At 73.0% G+C, this 15327-nt stretch carries 14 protein-coding genes; 3 read left to right on the top strand and 11 right to left on the bottom strand.

Features of this window, described 5'->3' with window-relative positions:
- Positions 1-60 precede the first annotated feature (60 nt).
- Complete coding sequence (locus tag ACFY30_RS08570; RefSeq protein WP_390844410.1) at positions 61-513, bottom strand: GNAT family N-acetyltransferase; 453 nt, start codon at positions 511-513, stop codon at positions 61-63.
- 31 nt (positions 514-544) lie between these two features.
- On the bottom strand, positions 545-949 hold the full coding sequence (locus tag ACFY30_RS08565) for a RidA family protein (protein ID WP_390844409.1): 405 nt from the start codon (positions 947-949) through the stop codon (positions 545-547).
- Between the two features lie 73 nt (positions 950-1022).
- On the opposite strand from ACFY30_RS08565, the gene ACFY30_RS08560 reads away from it, so the two are divergent.
- Positions 1023-1943 (top strand): LysR family transcriptional regulator, encoded by a 921-nt coding sequence (locus ACFY30_RS08560; protein ID WP_390844408.1) that lies wholly within the window; start codon positions 1023-1025, stop codon positions 1941-1943.
- 103 nt (positions 1944-2046) lie between these two features.
- Positions 2047-2700 carry a flavin reductase family protein gene (locus ACFY30_RS08555; RefSeq protein WP_390844407.1) on the top strand — a complete coding sequence of 218 codons (654 nt, stop codon included), beginning with the start codon at positions 2047-2049 and terminating at the stop codon, positions 2698-2700.
- Between the two features lie 268 nt (positions 2701-2968).
- On the opposite strand, the gene ACFY30_RS08550 is transcribed toward ACFY30_RS08555, so the two are convergent.
- Complete coding sequence (locus ACFY30_RS08550) at positions 2969-4069, bottom strand: citrate synthase 2 (protein ID WP_390844406.1); 1101 nt, start codon at positions 4067-4069, stop codon at positions 2969-2971.
- Between the two features lie 228 nt (positions 4070-4297).
- Between ACFY30_RS08550 and pdxH the strand changes: the two genes are divergently transcribed.
- Complete coding sequence (pdxH, locus tag ACFY30_RS08545) at positions 4298-4996, top strand: pyridoxamine 5'-phosphate oxidase (protein WP_390844405.1); 699 nt, start codon at positions 4298-4300, stop codon at positions 4994-4996.
- A 24-nt stretch (positions 4997-5020) separates the two neighbouring features.
- Here pdxH and ACFY30_RS08540 read toward each other — a convergent pair whose 3' ends face one another.
- From ACFY30_RS08540 to ACFY30_RS08505, 8 genes are read right to left on the bottom strand one after another with little or no spacing between them, the layout of a single operon-like run.
- Positions 5021-5647, bottom strand: a complete 627-nt coding sequence (locus tag ACFY30_RS08540; RefSeq protein WP_390844404.1) for a TetR/AcrR family transcriptional regulator — start codon at positions 5645-5647, stop codon at positions 5021-5023.
- Positions 5635-6369, bottom strand: a complete 735-nt coding sequence (locus tag ACFY30_RS08535; RefSeq protein WP_390844403.1) for an enoyl-CoA hydratase family protein — start codon at positions 6367-6369, stop codon at positions 5635-5637. Before ACFY30_RS08535 ends, ACFY30_RS08540 begins: the two co-directional genes overlap by 13 nt.
- A complete protein-coding gene (locus tag ACFY30_RS08530) occupies positions 6366-7934 on the bottom strand; it encodes a 4-coumarate--CoA ligase family protein (RefSeq protein WP_390844402.1) in 1569 nt (522 codons plus the stop codon). The genes ACFY30_RS08535 and ACFY30_RS08530 overlap by 4 nt, the downstream gene beginning before the upstream one ends.
- Before the next feature lie 21 nt (positions 7935-7955).
- On the bottom strand, positions 7956-9080 hold the full coding sequence (locus ACFY30_RS08525) for an acyl-CoA dehydrogenase family protein (protein ID WP_390844401.1): 1125 nt from the start codon (positions 9078-9080) through the stop codon (positions 7956-7958).
- A 41-nt stretch (positions 9081-9121) separates the two neighbouring features.
- On the bottom strand, positions 9122-11023 hold the full coding sequence (locus ACFY30_RS08520; RefSeq protein WP_390844400.1) for an acetyl/propionyl/methylcrotonyl-CoA carboxylase subunit alpha: 1902 nt from the start codon (positions 11021-11023) through the stop codon (positions 9122-9124).
- 8 nt (positions 11024-11031) lie between these two features.
- On the bottom strand, positions 11032-12672 hold the full coding sequence (locus tag ACFY30_RS08515; RefSeq protein WP_390844399.1) for an acyl-CoA carboxylase subunit beta: 1641 nt from the start codon (positions 12670-12672) through the stop codon (positions 11032-11034).
- The gene (locus ACFY30_RS08510; protein WP_390844398.1) at positions 12627-14309 is read right to left on the bottom strand and encodes an acyclic terpene utilization AtuA family protein; all 1683 of its coding nucleotides are present in this window, start codon (positions 14307-14309) and stop codon (positions 12627-12629) included. The genes ACFY30_RS08515 and ACFY30_RS08510 overlap by 46 nt, the downstream gene beginning before the upstream one ends.
- The gene (locus tag ACFY30_RS08505; RefSeq protein ID WP_390844397.1) at positions 14306-15100 is read right to left on the bottom strand and encodes a TIGR03084 family metal-binding protein; all 795 of its coding nucleotides are present in this window, start codon (positions 15098-15100) and stop codon (positions 14306-14308) included. Before ACFY30_RS08505 ends, ACFY30_RS08510 begins: the two co-directional genes overlap by 4 nt.
- Between the last annotated feature and the right edge of the window lie 227 nt (positions 15101-15327).

Below are 15327 nucleotides of genomic sequence, written 5' to 3'. Positions count from 1 at the left end.
CGTGACGCAGCCCACATACGGTTCCCGCAAGATTGCAGGGGAATCGTTGTACGGCCGCCGTCAGGCCGGCACAGGCATCAGCCGCAGGTCGACCCATTCCGCCGTCTCCCCGTCCAGCACATACCGCTCGACCTCGGCGAACCCCCGCGCGCGGGCGAACCGCAACCCGTCCTCGTTGACGGCCAGCACACACGTCTCGACCGCCCGGGCACCCAGCGCCCGCGCCTGCGCGAGGACGTGCTCGTAGAGCGCCGTCCCGTACCCCCGCCGCCGGAACGCGGGCAGCACCCGCGCGATGACCGTCACCACCGCGTCCTCAGCCCGCGGCGGCCGCACCGTCGCACAGCCGACCAGGACGTCACCGGCGTACGCGTTCTCCAGCCGGTTGCGCCCCGCACGCGCCCGCACCTCGTCGAGGGACAGCGCGGCCGGCGGCACGATCACATTGTGGACGTGCCGCCACTGCTCCAGCGCGGCGTCGCCCACGGCCTGCTCGACACGAAGATCAGTCACGGCAGCAGCGAACCGTTTCGCCACGCGCGCGTCAACGTGTTTCCGCCCTTCCCGAGCCACGCCGGGCGTCCACCTCGATCTCGATCCTCATCCGGGGATCGGCCAGCCCGCACACCATCATGGTCGCCGCGGGCCGCGCCCCGCCGAACGCCCGCCGCAGCACCGGCCAGCAGGGCTCGAAGTCCTCCCGCCGCGGCAGCAGGTACCGCACCCGCACCACGTCCGCGACGTCGCACCCCGCCTCCGCGAGCGCCGCCCCGATGTTCCGCACACACTGTTCGGCCTGTTCGACGACATCGTCCGGGAGGGTCATGGACGCGTAGTCGTACCCGGTGGTCCCGGACACGTACACCCGGTCCCCGTCGACCACGGCCCGGGCATAGCCGATCTGCTCCTCGAACGTGGAGCCGCTGAGAATCACACGCCGCTCTGTCATGGCCGGAACGGTAGAAGGAGCCGCGGACATACGTCCAATAGCCGTACGCCGCCCCTTTGATATCTCTGGAGATATGAAGCCCCCGGAGCCCGCGCACCTGCCGCCCCTCGCCCAGCTGCACGCCTTCACGGTCCTCGCCGAGGAACTGCACTTCGGCCGGGCCGCCGCCCGCCTCGGCATCGCCCAGCCACCGCTGAGCCAGCAGATCCGCCGGCTGGAGGACCGGGTCGGACACGCCCTCTTCGACCGCTCCCCCGCCGGCGTCACCCTCACCCCCGCCGGGCGGGAACTCCTCCCCGCCGCCCGGCGCACCCTCACCGGCCTGTCCGACGGTCTCGCCGCCGCCCGGGCCGCCGGAGACGGCCGCACCGGCCGGCTGCGCGTCGGATTCGCCGCCTCCCTCGCCCTGACCGTCCTGCCGGACCTCCTGCGCGCCCACCGCGACCGCCTCCCCGGCGTCCACCTCGACCTCCGCGAGATGACGACGGCCCCCCAGCTGACCGCCCTGCGCGACGGCGGAATCGACGTGGGCCTCCTGCGCGAACCCCCGGCCCACCACCCCGGCCTGTCCTTCCGCACGCTCCGCACGGAACCCTTCGTGGCCGTCCTCCCGGCCGCCCACCCCCTGGCCGCGAGGACGACGGTCCCCCTCGCCGAGCTCGCCGACGCCCCCTTCGTCCTCCTCCCCCGCGAGGCAGGCCCCGGCCTCCACGACCGCATCACCGCCCTGTGCGCCACGGCCGGCTTCACCCCGCGCATCACCCAGGAAGCCGTCGAGTGGCTCACGGTCTGCGCCCTCGTGGAATCCGGTCTGGGCGTCTCCCTCGCCCCCGCGGGCATCCGCCGCATCGCCCTGGAGGGCATCGCGCACCGCCCCCTGGAGCCGTCCGCGGCGCGTACGACCGTCGCCGCCGCCTGGCGCACGGACGACGGGAACCCCCTGGTGAGCGGGCTGCTGACGACGCTCACGGCCACGCCGGCGACCCGAACGTGACGTCCGATCGCCGCCAGCGGCGCCCGTCCGCCTCGGGCAACGTGGCCGGTGGCCCGCACACCCGACCGCGGGTCCGTCCGCCCCTCCTGCGAAAGGCCTGCGCATGCACGTCGTCCCCGGGCTCAAGGTCCTGTACTTCGGCACTCCGGTCGTGCTGATCAGTTCGCTCAACGAGGACGGCACCGCGAACCTGGCGCCCATGTCGTCCGCGTGGTGGCTCGGCCAGGACTGCATGCTCGGCCTCGGCGACAGCAGCCAGACCGCGGCGAACCTGCTCCGCGAGCGCGAGTGCGTCCTCAACCTGCCCTCGTCGGCGATGGTCGACGCCGTGGACCGGATCGCGCTCACCACGGGGAAGGCCACCGTCCCCCGCCACAAGGCGGCGCAGGGCTACCGGTACGAGCCCGACAAGTTCGCCGCCGCCGGGCTCACCCGGCAGGCGTCCGAGCTGGTCCGCCCGCCCCGGATCGCGCAATGCCCCGTCCAGCTGGAATGCCGGCTCGTCGCGGCCCACCCCTTCGGCAGCCCCACGCCCTACGCCACCGCCTTTCAGGTCGAGGTCCTGCGCACCCATGTCGAGGAGGACCTGCTGATCCCCGGGACCCACTACATGGACCCGCTGGGCTGGGACCCGCTGATCATGAAGTTCTGCGAGTTCTTCGGCGGCGGCCGCAATGTCCACCCGTCACGGCTCGCCGAGGGCTGGGACATGCCGCACCGACTCCGCCCGGCGCCGGCATCCCGGAAAAACACTTGAGCGACCGGGGACGACTTCTTAAGGTGGCTGGTACTTCGGAAAGGAGGTGGTTCGGCAGATGTATGGATACCGGACGGAAGAGGTGGCTGCGGGCTAGCGGCTCGCCACCACACTCAGTGCGGTGCCGGACCGGCGTGCGCGCGTTGCACGCAGCCGGCCAATCCCACGCAGTCACCCGACCCGCGAGTCGCCGGTACGTCCGGCCGGCCCCCTCCTGGAGGAGGACCAGACTCGCGGGTCGCCTGCGTTCCCGCGCCCCTCGTTCTCCCTAGTGCGCGATGTCCTCGTACCCCTCGATCTCCTGCGGGCCCCGCGAGCCGGGGCCGATGTAGCGGGCGGAGGGGCGGACGAGGCGGCCGGTGCGCTTCTGTTCGAGGATGTGGGCCGACCAGCCGGCGGTGCGGGCGCAGGTGAACATCGAGGTGAACATGTGGGCCGGGACCTCGGCGAAGTCGAGGACGATGGCGGCCCAGAACTCGACGTTCGTCGCGAGGACGCGGTCGGGGCGGCGGGCGTGGAGTTCGGCGAGGGCGGCCTTCTCGAGGGCTTCGGCGATCTCGAAGCGGGGGGCGCCCAGTTCGCGGGCGGTGCGGCGCAGGACGCGGGCGCGGGGGTCCTCGGCGCGGTAGACGCGGTGGCCGAAGCCCATGAGGCGTTCGCCCTTGTCGAGGGCCTGCTTGACGTAGGCCTCGGCGTCGCCGGTGCGCTCGATCTCCTCGATCATGCCGAGGACGCGGGAGGGGGCGCCGCCGTGGAGGGGGCCGGACATTGCTCCCACGGCTCCGGAGAGCGCGGCGGCGACGTCGGCGCCGGTGGAGGCGATGACGCGGGCGGTGAAGGTGGAGGCGTTCATGCCGTGCTCGGCCGCCGAGGTCCAGTAGGCGTCGACCGCCGCCACGTGCTTGGGGTCGGGTTCGCCGCGCCAGCGGATCATGAAGCGTTCGACGACGGAGTGGGCCTTGTCGATCTCGCGCTGCGGGACCATGGGCCGGCCCTGGCCGCGAGCGGACTGGGCGACGTAGGAGAGGGCCATCACGGCGGCGCGGGCGAGGTCGTCGCGGGCCTGCTCGGCATCGATGTCGAGGAGCGGTTTGAGGCCCCAGACGGGTGCGAGCATGGCGAGTGCGGACTGGACGTCGACGCGGATGTCGCCGGAGTGGACGGGGATGGGGAAGGGCTCGGCGGGCGGCAGGCCGGGGTTGAAGGCGCCGTCGACGAGCAGGCCCCAGACGTTGCCGAACGAGACGTGGCCGACCAGGTCCTCGATGTCGACGCCCCGGTATCGCAGGGCGCCGCCTTCCTTGTCCGGTTCGGCGATCTCCGTCTCGAACGCGACGACTCCTTCGAGTCCGGGTACGAAGTCGGACATCGGGCGGCTCCTCGTGATGTGTGCGACGCATGGCGCCGGTGGATCCGCGGTCCTGTGCGGTTCGGTGTGCGGACTCGCGGTCGTGGGCGGTCACCCCACTGATGCCCGGTGCGGTGGGCCGTCACCCAACCGGGAAGGGCCTGGGGTGGCATCTGCACCATATCCCCGGGTGTCACCGTTGGGGAGGGGCTGCGGCACTGAGTGCCACCTCTCACGCGGAGTGCTTCCATGCGGCAGGATGACCATGTGACCGACGCAGACGACGTCTACTCCGGCCCTGTGCCCGATCCCGCGGCCATGCGCAAGCAGTACCGTGCGGAGGGGCTCGACGAGGCCGATCTGGCCGCCACGCCCGTGGAGCAGTTCGCCCGCTGGTTCAAGGATGCGGCCATCGAGGCCCATCTCTTCGAGCCGAACGCCATGGTGGTCTCCACCGCGGACGCGGAGGGCCGGCCCAGTTCCCGCACGGTGCTGCTGAAGCAGTTCGACGAGCGGGGTTTCGTCTTCTACACCAACTACGACTCCCGCAAGGCCCGGGATCTCGCCGAGAACCCGTATGTGTCGCTGCTGTTCCCGTGGCATCCGATGGCGCGCCAGGTCGTCGTGCGGGGCGTGGCCCGGCGTACGGGGCGGGACGAGACGGCGGCGTACTTCCGTACCCGGCCGCACGGCTCGCAGCTCGGTGCCTGGGCCAGTGCCCAGTCGGCGGTCGTCGCGGGGCGCGCCGAGCTGGATGCCTCCTATGCCGAGCTGGTGGCGCGTTATCCGGAGGGTGAGCAGGTGCCGGTGCCGCCGCACTGGGGCGGTTTCCGGGTGGCGCCGGAGTCGGTGGAGTTCTGGCAGGGCCGGGAGAACCGGCTGCACGACCGGCTGCGGTACGTCGCGCAGGCGGACGGGGGCTGGCGGGTGGAGCGGCTCAATCCGTGAGGGACCGTGGCGCGGTGGTCCTCGTCAGTCCCGCCCCGCGTCCAGCACGGTGTCCAGCAGCCCGGCCCACTGGGCCACGACCCGCTCGCGGCGGCCGGCGTCGTCGGTGAGGAGGTTGGCGAGGCCGAGGCCGCGGGCCATGTCGAGGAGGCCCTGGACGGTCTCGCGTGCGCCGGGGACGGATTCGTCGGCGCCGAGGAGTTCCACGGCTATGCGGTGGGTCTCGCGGCCCACGCGGGCTTCCAGTTCGGTGACGCGGGGGCGCAGCGGTTCTTCGTTGGAGGCGGCGACCCACAGGTGGAGGGCGGCCCTGAAGAGGGGGCCGGTGTAGAGGTCGACGAGGGCGGAGACGACCGCGTGGCGTTCGGCGGGTCCTTCGGGGAAGAGGGCGCGCAGTGCGGTGGAGCGTTCCTCGGCGACGTATTCGACGGCCGCGGTGAAGAGGTCTTCGCGGGTGGGGAAGTGGTGCTGGGCCGCGCCCCGGGAGACGCCCGCGCGTTCGGCGACGACGGAGACCGTGGAGCCCGCCCAGCCGTGTTCGGCGAGGCAGGCCACGGCGGCTTCCAGGAGCCGCTGCCGGGTGGCCCGGCTGCGGTCCTGCTTGGGGGCGCGGTCGCCGGGGACACGGTCGACCGAGGTCACAGCACCCATGCGGGATCCCGTCGTTCTAGGAAGGCGGTCATGCCCTCGCGCGCCTGGGCGGAGGAGAACAGCCGGGCCGAGAGCGCGGTGAGGTCGGCCGCGTCCCGGTCGAATGTCTCCAGCACCCTAGCCGTGAGCAGCCGTTTCGTCTCGGCCAGGCCCTGGGGGGCGGATCGGCGCAGTCCGTCGAGGACGGGGGCGAGGACGGCGTCGGCGTCCTCGCCGGTGGCGGTCAGCAGGCCGATGCGGGCCGCTTCGGGGGCGAGGAAGCGTTCGCCGGTGAGGTAGTAGCGGGCCAGGGCGCGGGGGTCGGTGCGTGGGAGGAGCGGGAGGGAGATGACGGCGGGTGCCACGCCGATCCGCACCTCGGTGAAGGCGAAGGTGGAGTCGGTGGAGGCGGCGGTGATGTCGCAGGCGGCCAGGAGGCCGAGGCCGCCGGCGCGGACGTGGCCGGTGACGCGGGCGAGGACCGGTTTGGGCAGCTCCACGATCTGCCGCAGCAGGCCGACGAAGGCGTCGGGGCCGGGTGGGTCGCGCAGGTCGGCGCCCGCGCAGAAGGTGCCGCCGGTGTGGGTGAGCAGGACCGCGCGGACGTCGGTGTCCTTGGCGCAGTCGGTGAGCGCGTCGGCCAGTTGCCCGACGAGGGCCGCCGAGAGGGCGTTGCGGGTGTCGGCCGCGTCGAGGCTGAGGGTTTCGATGCCCCGGGTGCGGGTCCGGCCGATGAGGGTCATGGGGTCTCCCTCAGCCGGCGGCGGAGGATCTTCCCGGAGGCCGCCCGGGGGACGGCGTCGACGAAGGTGACGTGGCGGACGCGTTTGTAGGGGGCGACGCGTTCGGCGACGTACATGGCGATCTCTCCTTCGGAGAGGTCGGGGGCGCTGGGCTGGCGGACGACGAAGGCGTGCGGGACTTCGTTGCCGTCGGCGTCGTGGGCGCCGATGACGGCCGCGTCGGCGACGGCCGGGTGGGTGAGCAGCAGGGCCTCGAGTTCGGCGGGGGCGACCTGGAAGCCCTTGTACTTGATGAGTTCCTTGACGCGGTCGACGACGAAGAGCCAGCCGTCGTCGTCGACGCGGCCGACGTCGCCGGTGTGCAGCCAGCCGTCGTCGTCGATCATGGCGGCGGTGGCGTCGGGGCGGCCGAGGTAGCCCTTCATGACCTGGGGTCCGCGGATGAGGATCTCGCCCTCCTCTCCCACGCCGAGGTCCTTGCCGGGGTCGGCGAGGGAGACGATGCGCATCTCGGTGCCGGCGACGAGTTTGCCGACGGTGCCGGCGGGGGCGTCGCGCATGGCGTCCAGGGGGACGACGTGGGTGCCCGGGGAGAGTTCCGTCATGCCGTAGGCCTGGCCGACGGGGGGCAGGTTCAGGCGGTCGGCGCAGGCGGCGGCGAGGTCGGCGTCCAGGGGGGCGGCCGCGCTGATGACGTACTTCAGGGACGACAGGTCGTACTGGGCGACCGCCGGGTGTTTGGCGAGGGCGAGGACGATCGGCGGGGCCACGTAGAGGCCGGTGATGCGGTGGGTCTGGATGGCCGCGAGGAAGGTCTCCAGGTCGAAGCGGGGCAGGACGACGACGGTGGCGCCCTGGCGCAGGGGTGCGTTCATCAGGGCGGTGAGGCCGTAGATGTGGAAGAAGGGCAGGACGGCGAGGATGCGGTCGCCGGGGCCGGCCGTGATCGCGGGGTCGAGCTGGGCGAGGTTGGTGGCGATCTGCCGGTGGGTGAGCATCACGCCCTTGGGGACGCCGGTGGTGCCGGAGGAGTACGGCAGGGCGGCCACGTCCTGGGCGGGGTCGATGTGCACCTGTGGCTCGGGGGCGGCCGAGGCGAGCATGTCGATCAGGGAGCGGTGCCCGGGGGCGCTGTCGCAGACGAAGATCTCCTGGACGCCGCCCGCGAGTTCCGCGGCCCGCAGGGCGGTCTGCAGGAACGGTGAGACGGTGACGATCCAGCGGGCCTTGGCGTCGGCGAGCTGCTTGGCGAACTCCTCGGCGGTGGCGAGCGGGTGGACGGTGGTGACGGAGGCGCCCGCGCGGGTGGCCGCGTAGAAGGCGAGCGGGAAGGCGACGGTGTTGGGGCTGTGGAGGGCGAGGACGTCGCCCTTGCGGACGCCGGCCTCGGCGAGGGCGGCGGCGACGCGCCGGTGGAACCGGTCCACCTGTTCGTACGTGAGCGTGGTGCCGTCCGTGCCGTCGATCAGCGCGGGCTGCTCGCCGAACTCGTCCGCGTGGCCGAGGACGGCGTCGTGGATGGGCAGGTCGACGGGTGGGACGTCTGCGTACTCGCTGCGGAACATCGGTTCCTCCAAGGCGTTGGCCTAGTACGACTTGGGCAGGCCCAGGGTCTGGTGGGAGACGTAGTTGAGAATCATCTCCCGGCTCACGGGGGCGATACGCGCCACGCGCGAGGCCGTGATCAACCGGGCGATCCCGAACTCGCTCGTGAGGCCGTTGCCCCCGAGGGTCTGCACCGCTTGGTCTACGGCCCGCACGCAGGCTTCCCCCGCGGCGTATTTGGCCATGTTGGCGGCCTCGCCGGCGCCCGCGTCGTCCCCCGCGTCGTACAGGTGGGCCGCCTTCTGCATCATCAGGCGGGCCAGTTCGAGCTCGATGTGCGACTGGGCGAGGGGGTGGGCGATGGCCTGGTGGGCGCCGATGGGGGCCTTCCAGACGGTGCGTTCGCGCGCGTACGCGATGGCCTTCGTGAGGGCCTGGCGGCCCATGCCGATCGCGAAGGCGGCCGTCATGATCCGCTCGGGGTTCAGGCCGGCGAACAGTTGCAGCAGGCCCGCGTCCTCGTCGCCGACGAGTGCCTCGGCGGGCAGCCGTACGTCGTCCAGGACCAGCTCGAACTGCTTCTCCGCGCCGTGCAGTTCCATGTCGATGGGCCGGCGGGAGAAGCCTTCGGCGTCGCGCGGGACGATGAACAGGCAGGGCTTGAGGCGGCCGGTGCGGGCGTCCTCGGTGCGGCCGACGATGAGGGTGGCGTCGGCGATGTCGACACCGGAGACGAAGACCTTGCGGCCGGTGAGCAGCCAGTCCGTGCCGTCGCGGCGGGCGGTGGTGGTGATGCGGTGGCTGTTGGAGCCGGCGTCCGGCTCGGTGATCCCGAAGGCCATCATGCGGGAGCCGTCCGCCAGTGCGGGGAGCCACTCCTGTTTCTGGGCCTCGGTGCCGAAGCGGGTGATCACCGTGCCGCAGATGGCGGGGGAGACGATCATCATGAGCAGGGGGTTGCCGGCCGCGCCCATCTCTTCGAGGACCAGGGAGAGTTCGGTGATGCCGCCGCCGCCTCCTCCGTAGGCTTCCGGGAGGTTGACGCCGATGTAGCCGAGTTTGGCCGCGGCTTGCCAGAGGCCCTCGGTGTCGGTGTGCGTCCTGGCGAAGGACGCGACCGCCTGCCGGAGTTGCTTGTGCTCGTCGGATTCGATGAGAGAGGTCACTGTGGCTCCTTCGGGTGCGGGTTCGTCCTGGCTGGTCGCGCTCAGGCGGCGGAGCCGCCTGTCGATGCGGCTCCGAGCCCCTGCCGTCGGCTGCTCTCCACCACGGCCAGGAGGGTGCCGACCTCCACTTGCTGTCCTTGCCTCACGTGCAGCTCCGTGAGGGTGCCCGCCGCCGGGGCCGAAATGACGTGTTGCATCTTCATCGCTTCGAGCCAGAGCAGCGGTTCACCGGCGCGGACACTCGATCCGGTGATGAGACCGTCCGCGAGCTTGACGACCGTGCCGGGCATCGGGGCCAGCAGGGAGCCCGGGGCGTGCTGGGCCTCGGGGTCGGGGAAGCGGGGCAGGGCGGTGAGGGTCGTGGTGTTGACGTGGACCTGGTCGCCGTAGCGGGCGACCTCGAAGCGGCGCCGTACGCCGTCGATCTCCAGGACGACCAGGGCGGGACCGGCGTGCACGACCTGGACGCCCTCGGCCGTCAGGCCGCTCCGCCCGTACGTGTACCCGACCTCGGTCTCCTCGCCCGCGACCGCGTACCGCTTCGTGTGCGGCTGTGACGGGAGGTTGCGCCAGCCGCCGAGGCCCAGGCGGGAGCCGGTGCGCGTCGCGTCCGCGAGGGCCGCGGCGAGCGGGGCGTACGGGTCGGGGGCGGCGGCGGTGAGTTCGGTCAGGTGGCGGTCGTAGAAGCCGGTGTCCATGCGGGCGGAGGTGAACTCCTCGTGGCGCAGGGAGCGGACCAGCAGGTCGCGGTTGGTGACCGGGCCGTGCACGGTGGCGCGTTCCAGGGCCCCGGCGAGGGTGCGGATCGCCTCGGCGCGGGTGGGGGCGTGGGCGACGACCTTCGCGAGCATGGGGTCGTAGTGGACGCCGATCTCGTCGCCGTCGGCGTAGCCGGTGTCCAGCCGGACGCCCTCCGGGACGGTCAGGCGGTGCAGGGTGCCGGTCTGCGGGGTCCAGTCGGCCGCGGGGTCCTCGGCGTAGAGGCGGGCCTCGATTGCGTGGCCCCGCGCGGGCGGCGGCTCGGGGGCGAGGGCGGCGCCCTCCGCCACACGGATCTGCTCGGCGACCAGGTCCAGGCCGAAGACGGCCTCGGTGACGGGGTGTTCGACCTGGAGGCGGGTGTTCATCTCCAGGAAGTGCGCGCGGCCGTCGGCGACGAGGAACTCGACGGTGCCCGCGCCGACGTAGGCGACGGAGCGTGCCGCGCGCACGGCCAGCGTGCGCAGTTCGTCCTGGAGCCGGCCGGACAGCGCGGGCGCCGGTGCCTCCTCGACGACCTTCTGGTGGCGGCGCTGGAGGGAGCAGTCGCGGGTGCCGAGCGGCCACACCGTGCCGTGGGTGTCGGCGAGGATCTGGACCTCGACGTGGCGGCCGTGCTCCAGGTAGGGCTCGACGAAGACCTCGCCGTCGCCGAAGGCGCTCGCGGCCTCGGCGCGCGCGCCGTCCAGCGCGGCCTTCAGGTCCTCCGGACGGCGCACGACGCGCATCCCGCGCCCGCCGCCGCCGGCCGCGGCCTTCACCAGAACCGGCAGATCCGCTTCCGTCACCGCGTCCGCGGGCAGCGGCGCGAGCCCCATGAGCTCCTTGGCGCGGGTCTTGGAGGCCATGGCCTCGACGGCCTCCGGCGGTGGCCCGATCCAGACCAGCCCGGCGTCCTGGACGGCGCGGGCGAAGCCGGCGTTCTCGGAGAGGAAGCCGTAGCCGGGGTGCACGGCGTCCGCGCCCGCGGCGACGGCGGCCTTCACCACCAGGTCGGCGCGCAGATAGGTGTCCGCGGGCGCCGCGCCCGGCAGCCGTACCGCCGTGTCGGCCACGCGCGTGTGGAGGGCGTCGGCGTCGGCGTCCGAGTGCACGGCGACCGTCCGGATTCCCAGCTCACGGCAGGTGCGGAAGATCCGGCAGGCGATCTCGCCCCGGTTGGCGACGAGCAGAGTACCGATCACGTGATCCCTCACATCCGGAAGACGCCGAAGCCGCCGCGCGCACCCTCGTACGGCGCGGTGTGGATGGCGGACAGACACAGCCCGAGGACCGTGCGGGTGTCGCGCGGGTCGATGACGCCGTCGTCGTACAGCCGCCCGGACAGGAACATCGGCAGCGACTCGGACTCGATCTGCTGCTCCACCAGGGCGCGCAGGGCGGCGTCGGCGTCCTCGTCGTAGGGCTGTCCCTTGGCGACCGCGGACTGCCGGGCGACGATCGAGAGCACGCCGGCCAGTTGCTGGGGCCCCATCACGGCCGACTTGGCGCTCGGCCAGGCGAACAGGAAGCGGGGGTCGTAGGCGCGCCCGCACATGCCGTAGTGCCCGGCCCCGTACGAGGCGCCCATCAGCACCGACAGATGCGGCACGCGGCTGTTGCTCACCGCGTTGATCATCATCGCGCCGTGTTTGATGATGCCGCCCTGCTCGTACTCCCTGCCGACCATGTAGCCGGTGGTGTTGTGCAGGAAGAGCAGGGGGATGTCGCGCTGGTTGGCGAGCTGGATGAACTGGGCGGCCTTCTGGGACTCCGCGCTGAACAGGACGCCCTGGGCGTTGGCCAGGATGCCGACCGGGTAGCCGTGCAGGGTGGCCCATCCGGTCGCCAGGCTGGTGCCGTAGAGGGGCTTGAACTCGTCGAAGTCGGAGCCGTCGACGAGCCTGGCGATCACCTCGCGCGGGTCGAACGGCGTCTTCAGATCGCCCGGGACGATCCCGAGGAGCTCCTCCTCGTCGTACTCGGGGGGCGCGGCCGGCCCCGGGTCCGGGTGGGCCTTGCGGTGGTTGAGACGGGCGACCACCCGGCGGGCCTGGCGCAGCGCGTCCGCCTCGTCGACGGCGAAGTAGTCGGCGAGACCGGACACGCGCGCGTGCATCTCCGCGCCGCCGAGCGACTCGTCGTCGCTCTCCTCACCGGTGGCCATCTTCACCAGGGGCGGCCCGCCCAGGAAGACCTTAGCCCGCTCCTTGACCATGATCACGTGGTCGGACATGCCGGGGACGTAGGCGCCGCCCGCCGTGGAGTTGCCGAAGACGACGGCGACGGTCGGGATGCCGGCCGCCGACAGCCGTGTCAGGTCCCGGAAGATGGCGCCTCCGGGGATGAAGATCTCCTTCTGCGAGGGCAGGTCGGCGCCGCCCGACTCGACCAGGCTGATGCAGGGCAGCCGGTTGGCGAAGGCGATGTCGTTCGCCCGCAGGGCCTTCTTCAGCGACCAGGGGTTGCTGGCGCCGCCGCGCACGGTCGGGTCGTTGGCGGTGATCAGGCACTCCACGCCCGCCACGACCCCGATCCCGGTGACGAGCGAGGCGCCGACCGTGTAGTCGCTCCCCCAGGCGGCCAGCGGCGACAGCTCCAGGAAGGGGGTGTCCGGGTCGAGGAGCAGCTCGATGCGCTCGCGGGCGAGCAGCTTGCCGCGCCCCCGGTGCCGTTCGACGTACTTCGGACCGCCGCCGGCGAGGGCCTTCGCATGCTCGGCGTCCAGGTCGGCGAGCTTGGCGAGCATGGCCTCGCGTGCGGCGCGGTAGTCCGGTCCCCGGGTGTCGAGGGCGGAGGTGATGACCGTCAAAGCAGGGCCTCCGGGATGTCCAGGTGACGGGAGCGCAGCCATTCGCCGAGCGCCTTGGCCTGCGGGTCGAAGCGGTGCTGGGCGGCGACCCCGGCGCCGAGGATGCCCTCGACGACGAAGTTCAGGGCGCGCAGGTGGGGCAGCATGTGCCGGGTCACGGTCAGCTCGCGGCTCTCCGGGACGAGCAGGCGGAACCGCTCCACGGTCAGGGTGTGCGCGAGCCACCGCCACGCCTCGTCCGTACGGACCCAGACCCCGACGTTGGCGTCCCCGCCCTTGTCCCCGCTGCGGGCCCCGGCGACCAGCCCGAGGGGGGCTCTGCGCACGGGTCCCGGCGGCAGGGCCGGGGGCAGGGGCGGCTGCGGCACCTCGTCGAGCACGCGGGTGCCGGCGGCCGGCGCCACCGGGATGCGGCGCCCGTCGTCGAGCACGGCCAGGTGCTCGACCTCGCCCTGGGGGAGGTACGCGGCCTCGAAGACGCCGTAGGGGGATCCCTTGCCCGGCGGGGCGAGGACGTGGAAGCCGGGGTAGCTCGCCAGCGCCAGTTCCACGGCCGCCGCGCTCAACGCCCGTCCCACCACGCCCTCTTCGGCATCGCGCACCACGAGCCGGAGCAGGGCGGCGGCTTCCTCCTCGCGGTCGGCGTCGGGTCGGTCGGTCCGCACGAGTTCCCAACGGACCTCGGACGGAGGTGACTTGGCGAGCGCTTCCGTCATCTGGCCGCGCACCAGCTCCGCCTTGGCCTCGATGTCGAGGCCGGTGAGCACGAAGACGACCTCGTTGCGGAAGCCGCCGAGCCGGCTGCGCCCGACCTTGAGGGTGGGCGGTGGAGCCTCCCCGCGCACTCCCGTGATCCGCACCCGGTCGGGTCCGTCCTGAGCGAGCCGTACGGTGTCCAGCCGGGCGGTGACGTCGGGCCCGGCGTACCGGGCGGCGCCCGTCTCGTACAGCAGCTGAGCGGTGACCGTGCCGACGTCGACGAAGCCGCCCGTCCCGGGGTGTTTCGTGATGACGCAGCTGCCGTCCTCGTACAGCTCGGCGAGCGGAAAGCCGGGCCGGCGGACGTCCCGGGCGCCCTCCCGGAAGAAGGCGTAGTTGCCGCCGGTGGCCTGCGCCCCGCACTCCAGCACGTGCCCGGCGACGACGGCTCCCGCGAGCCGGTCGTACTCGCTCGGCCCCCAGCCGAAACGCGCGGCGGCGGGCCCGGTGACCAGGGCCGCGTCCGTCACCCGCCCGGTGACGACGACGTCGGCGCCTTCCTGCAGGCAGGCGGCGATGCCGAAGCCGCCGAGGTAGGCGTGGGCGGTGAGGCTGCCGGGGTGGCGGCCGGTGAGGTCGTCGCCCTCGACGTGCGCGACGCGTACGGGGACACCGAGCCGGTCCGCCAGCTTCCGGACGGCGTCGGCGAGACCGGCCGGGTTGAGCCCGCCGGCGTTGGTGACGATCCGCACGCCCCGCTCCCGGGCGAGTCCCAGGCACTCCTCCAGCTGCTTCAGGAACGTGCGGGCGTACCCGGCGGACGGGTCCTTCAGCCGGTCCCGGCCGAGGATCAGCATGGTGAGTTCGGCGAGGTAGTCACCCGTGAGGACGTCGAGTTCGCCGCCGGTGAGCATCTCGCGCATCGCGTCGAAGCGGTCGCCGTAGAAGCCGGAGGCGTTGCCGATGCGCAGCGCGGTCACTCGGCGGCCTCCCTGGGAGCGCGGCCGGTGCCGGGCGGGCCCGCGAAGGCCTGGGCGATGTCCAGCCAGCGGTCGGCGTCCGGGCCGACGGCCTCCAGGGCGAGGTCGGCGCGATGGGCGCGCTGGGTGACGAGGAGGCAGAAGTCGAGGGCGGGGCCGGTGACGCGGTCCGTGGCGTCCCCGGGACCGTACGTCCACGACTCGCCGGAGGGGCCGGTGAGTTCCACCCGGAACTCCTCGAAGGGCGCGGGCAGTCCGTGCACGTTGAAGGCGAAGTCGCGGGTGCGGACGCCGAGGCGGGCGATGTGCCGCAGCCGGCCGGTGGGCGCGGGCACCACGCCCAGCGCGTCGGCCACGTCCCGGCTGTGGGCCCAGGTCTCCATGAGACGCGCGGTGGCCATGGAGGCGGCGGCCATGGGCGGGCCGTACCAGGGGAACCGCGCCCCGGGGGGTGCCGCGCGCAGGGCGTCCTGCAGCGCCTCGCGCCCGGCCCGCCAGTCCGCGAGCAGCTGCGCGGGCGGCTTCCCGGCCCCGTCTTCGGCGCCGTTGTCCACGAAGTCCCCGGGTGCGGCCAGCGCGTTCTCGACCTCACGGGCGAAGGCGTCCTGATCGGTCACGGCGAGCAGGGAGGAGCGGTCGGTCCAGGCGAGGTGCGCGATCTGGTGGGCGACGGTCCAGCCGGGCGCAGGGGTCGGCAGCCTCCACTGCTCGGGCGTCAACTCGGCCACGAGACAGTCGAGTTCGTCGCTTTCGGCACGCAGATCGTCGAGCACGGGCGTCGGGTCGGCCATGGGGTGGAGCATGGCAGGCCCCCCAGAAACAATCAAGCAAGCTTGCATGAATTTCCGGGCCCGCTCCACGACCCGGGAAGCGGGGGCGAGCTCACAGCGCGGGCGGCTTGCGACTGGTGGGGCTGGCGGGCGGCGGGGCAGCGGGGAGGGCAGCAGGCCTGGATGCCGACGAGGAACCCAGCCGTGGGAGGCGACGGACGACCGGTCGGGAGGGCGACGGGCGACCG

Origin of the sequence: Streptomyces sp. NPDC000345, from assembly GCF_042898825.1 — a bacterium.
Lineage (GTDB): Bacteria > Actinomycetota > Actinomycetes > Streptomycetales > Streptomycetaceae > Streptomyces.
The sequence above is the reverse complement of the archived record's forward strand: the minus strand, read 5'-3'. Positions and strand labels throughout refer to the sequence as shown.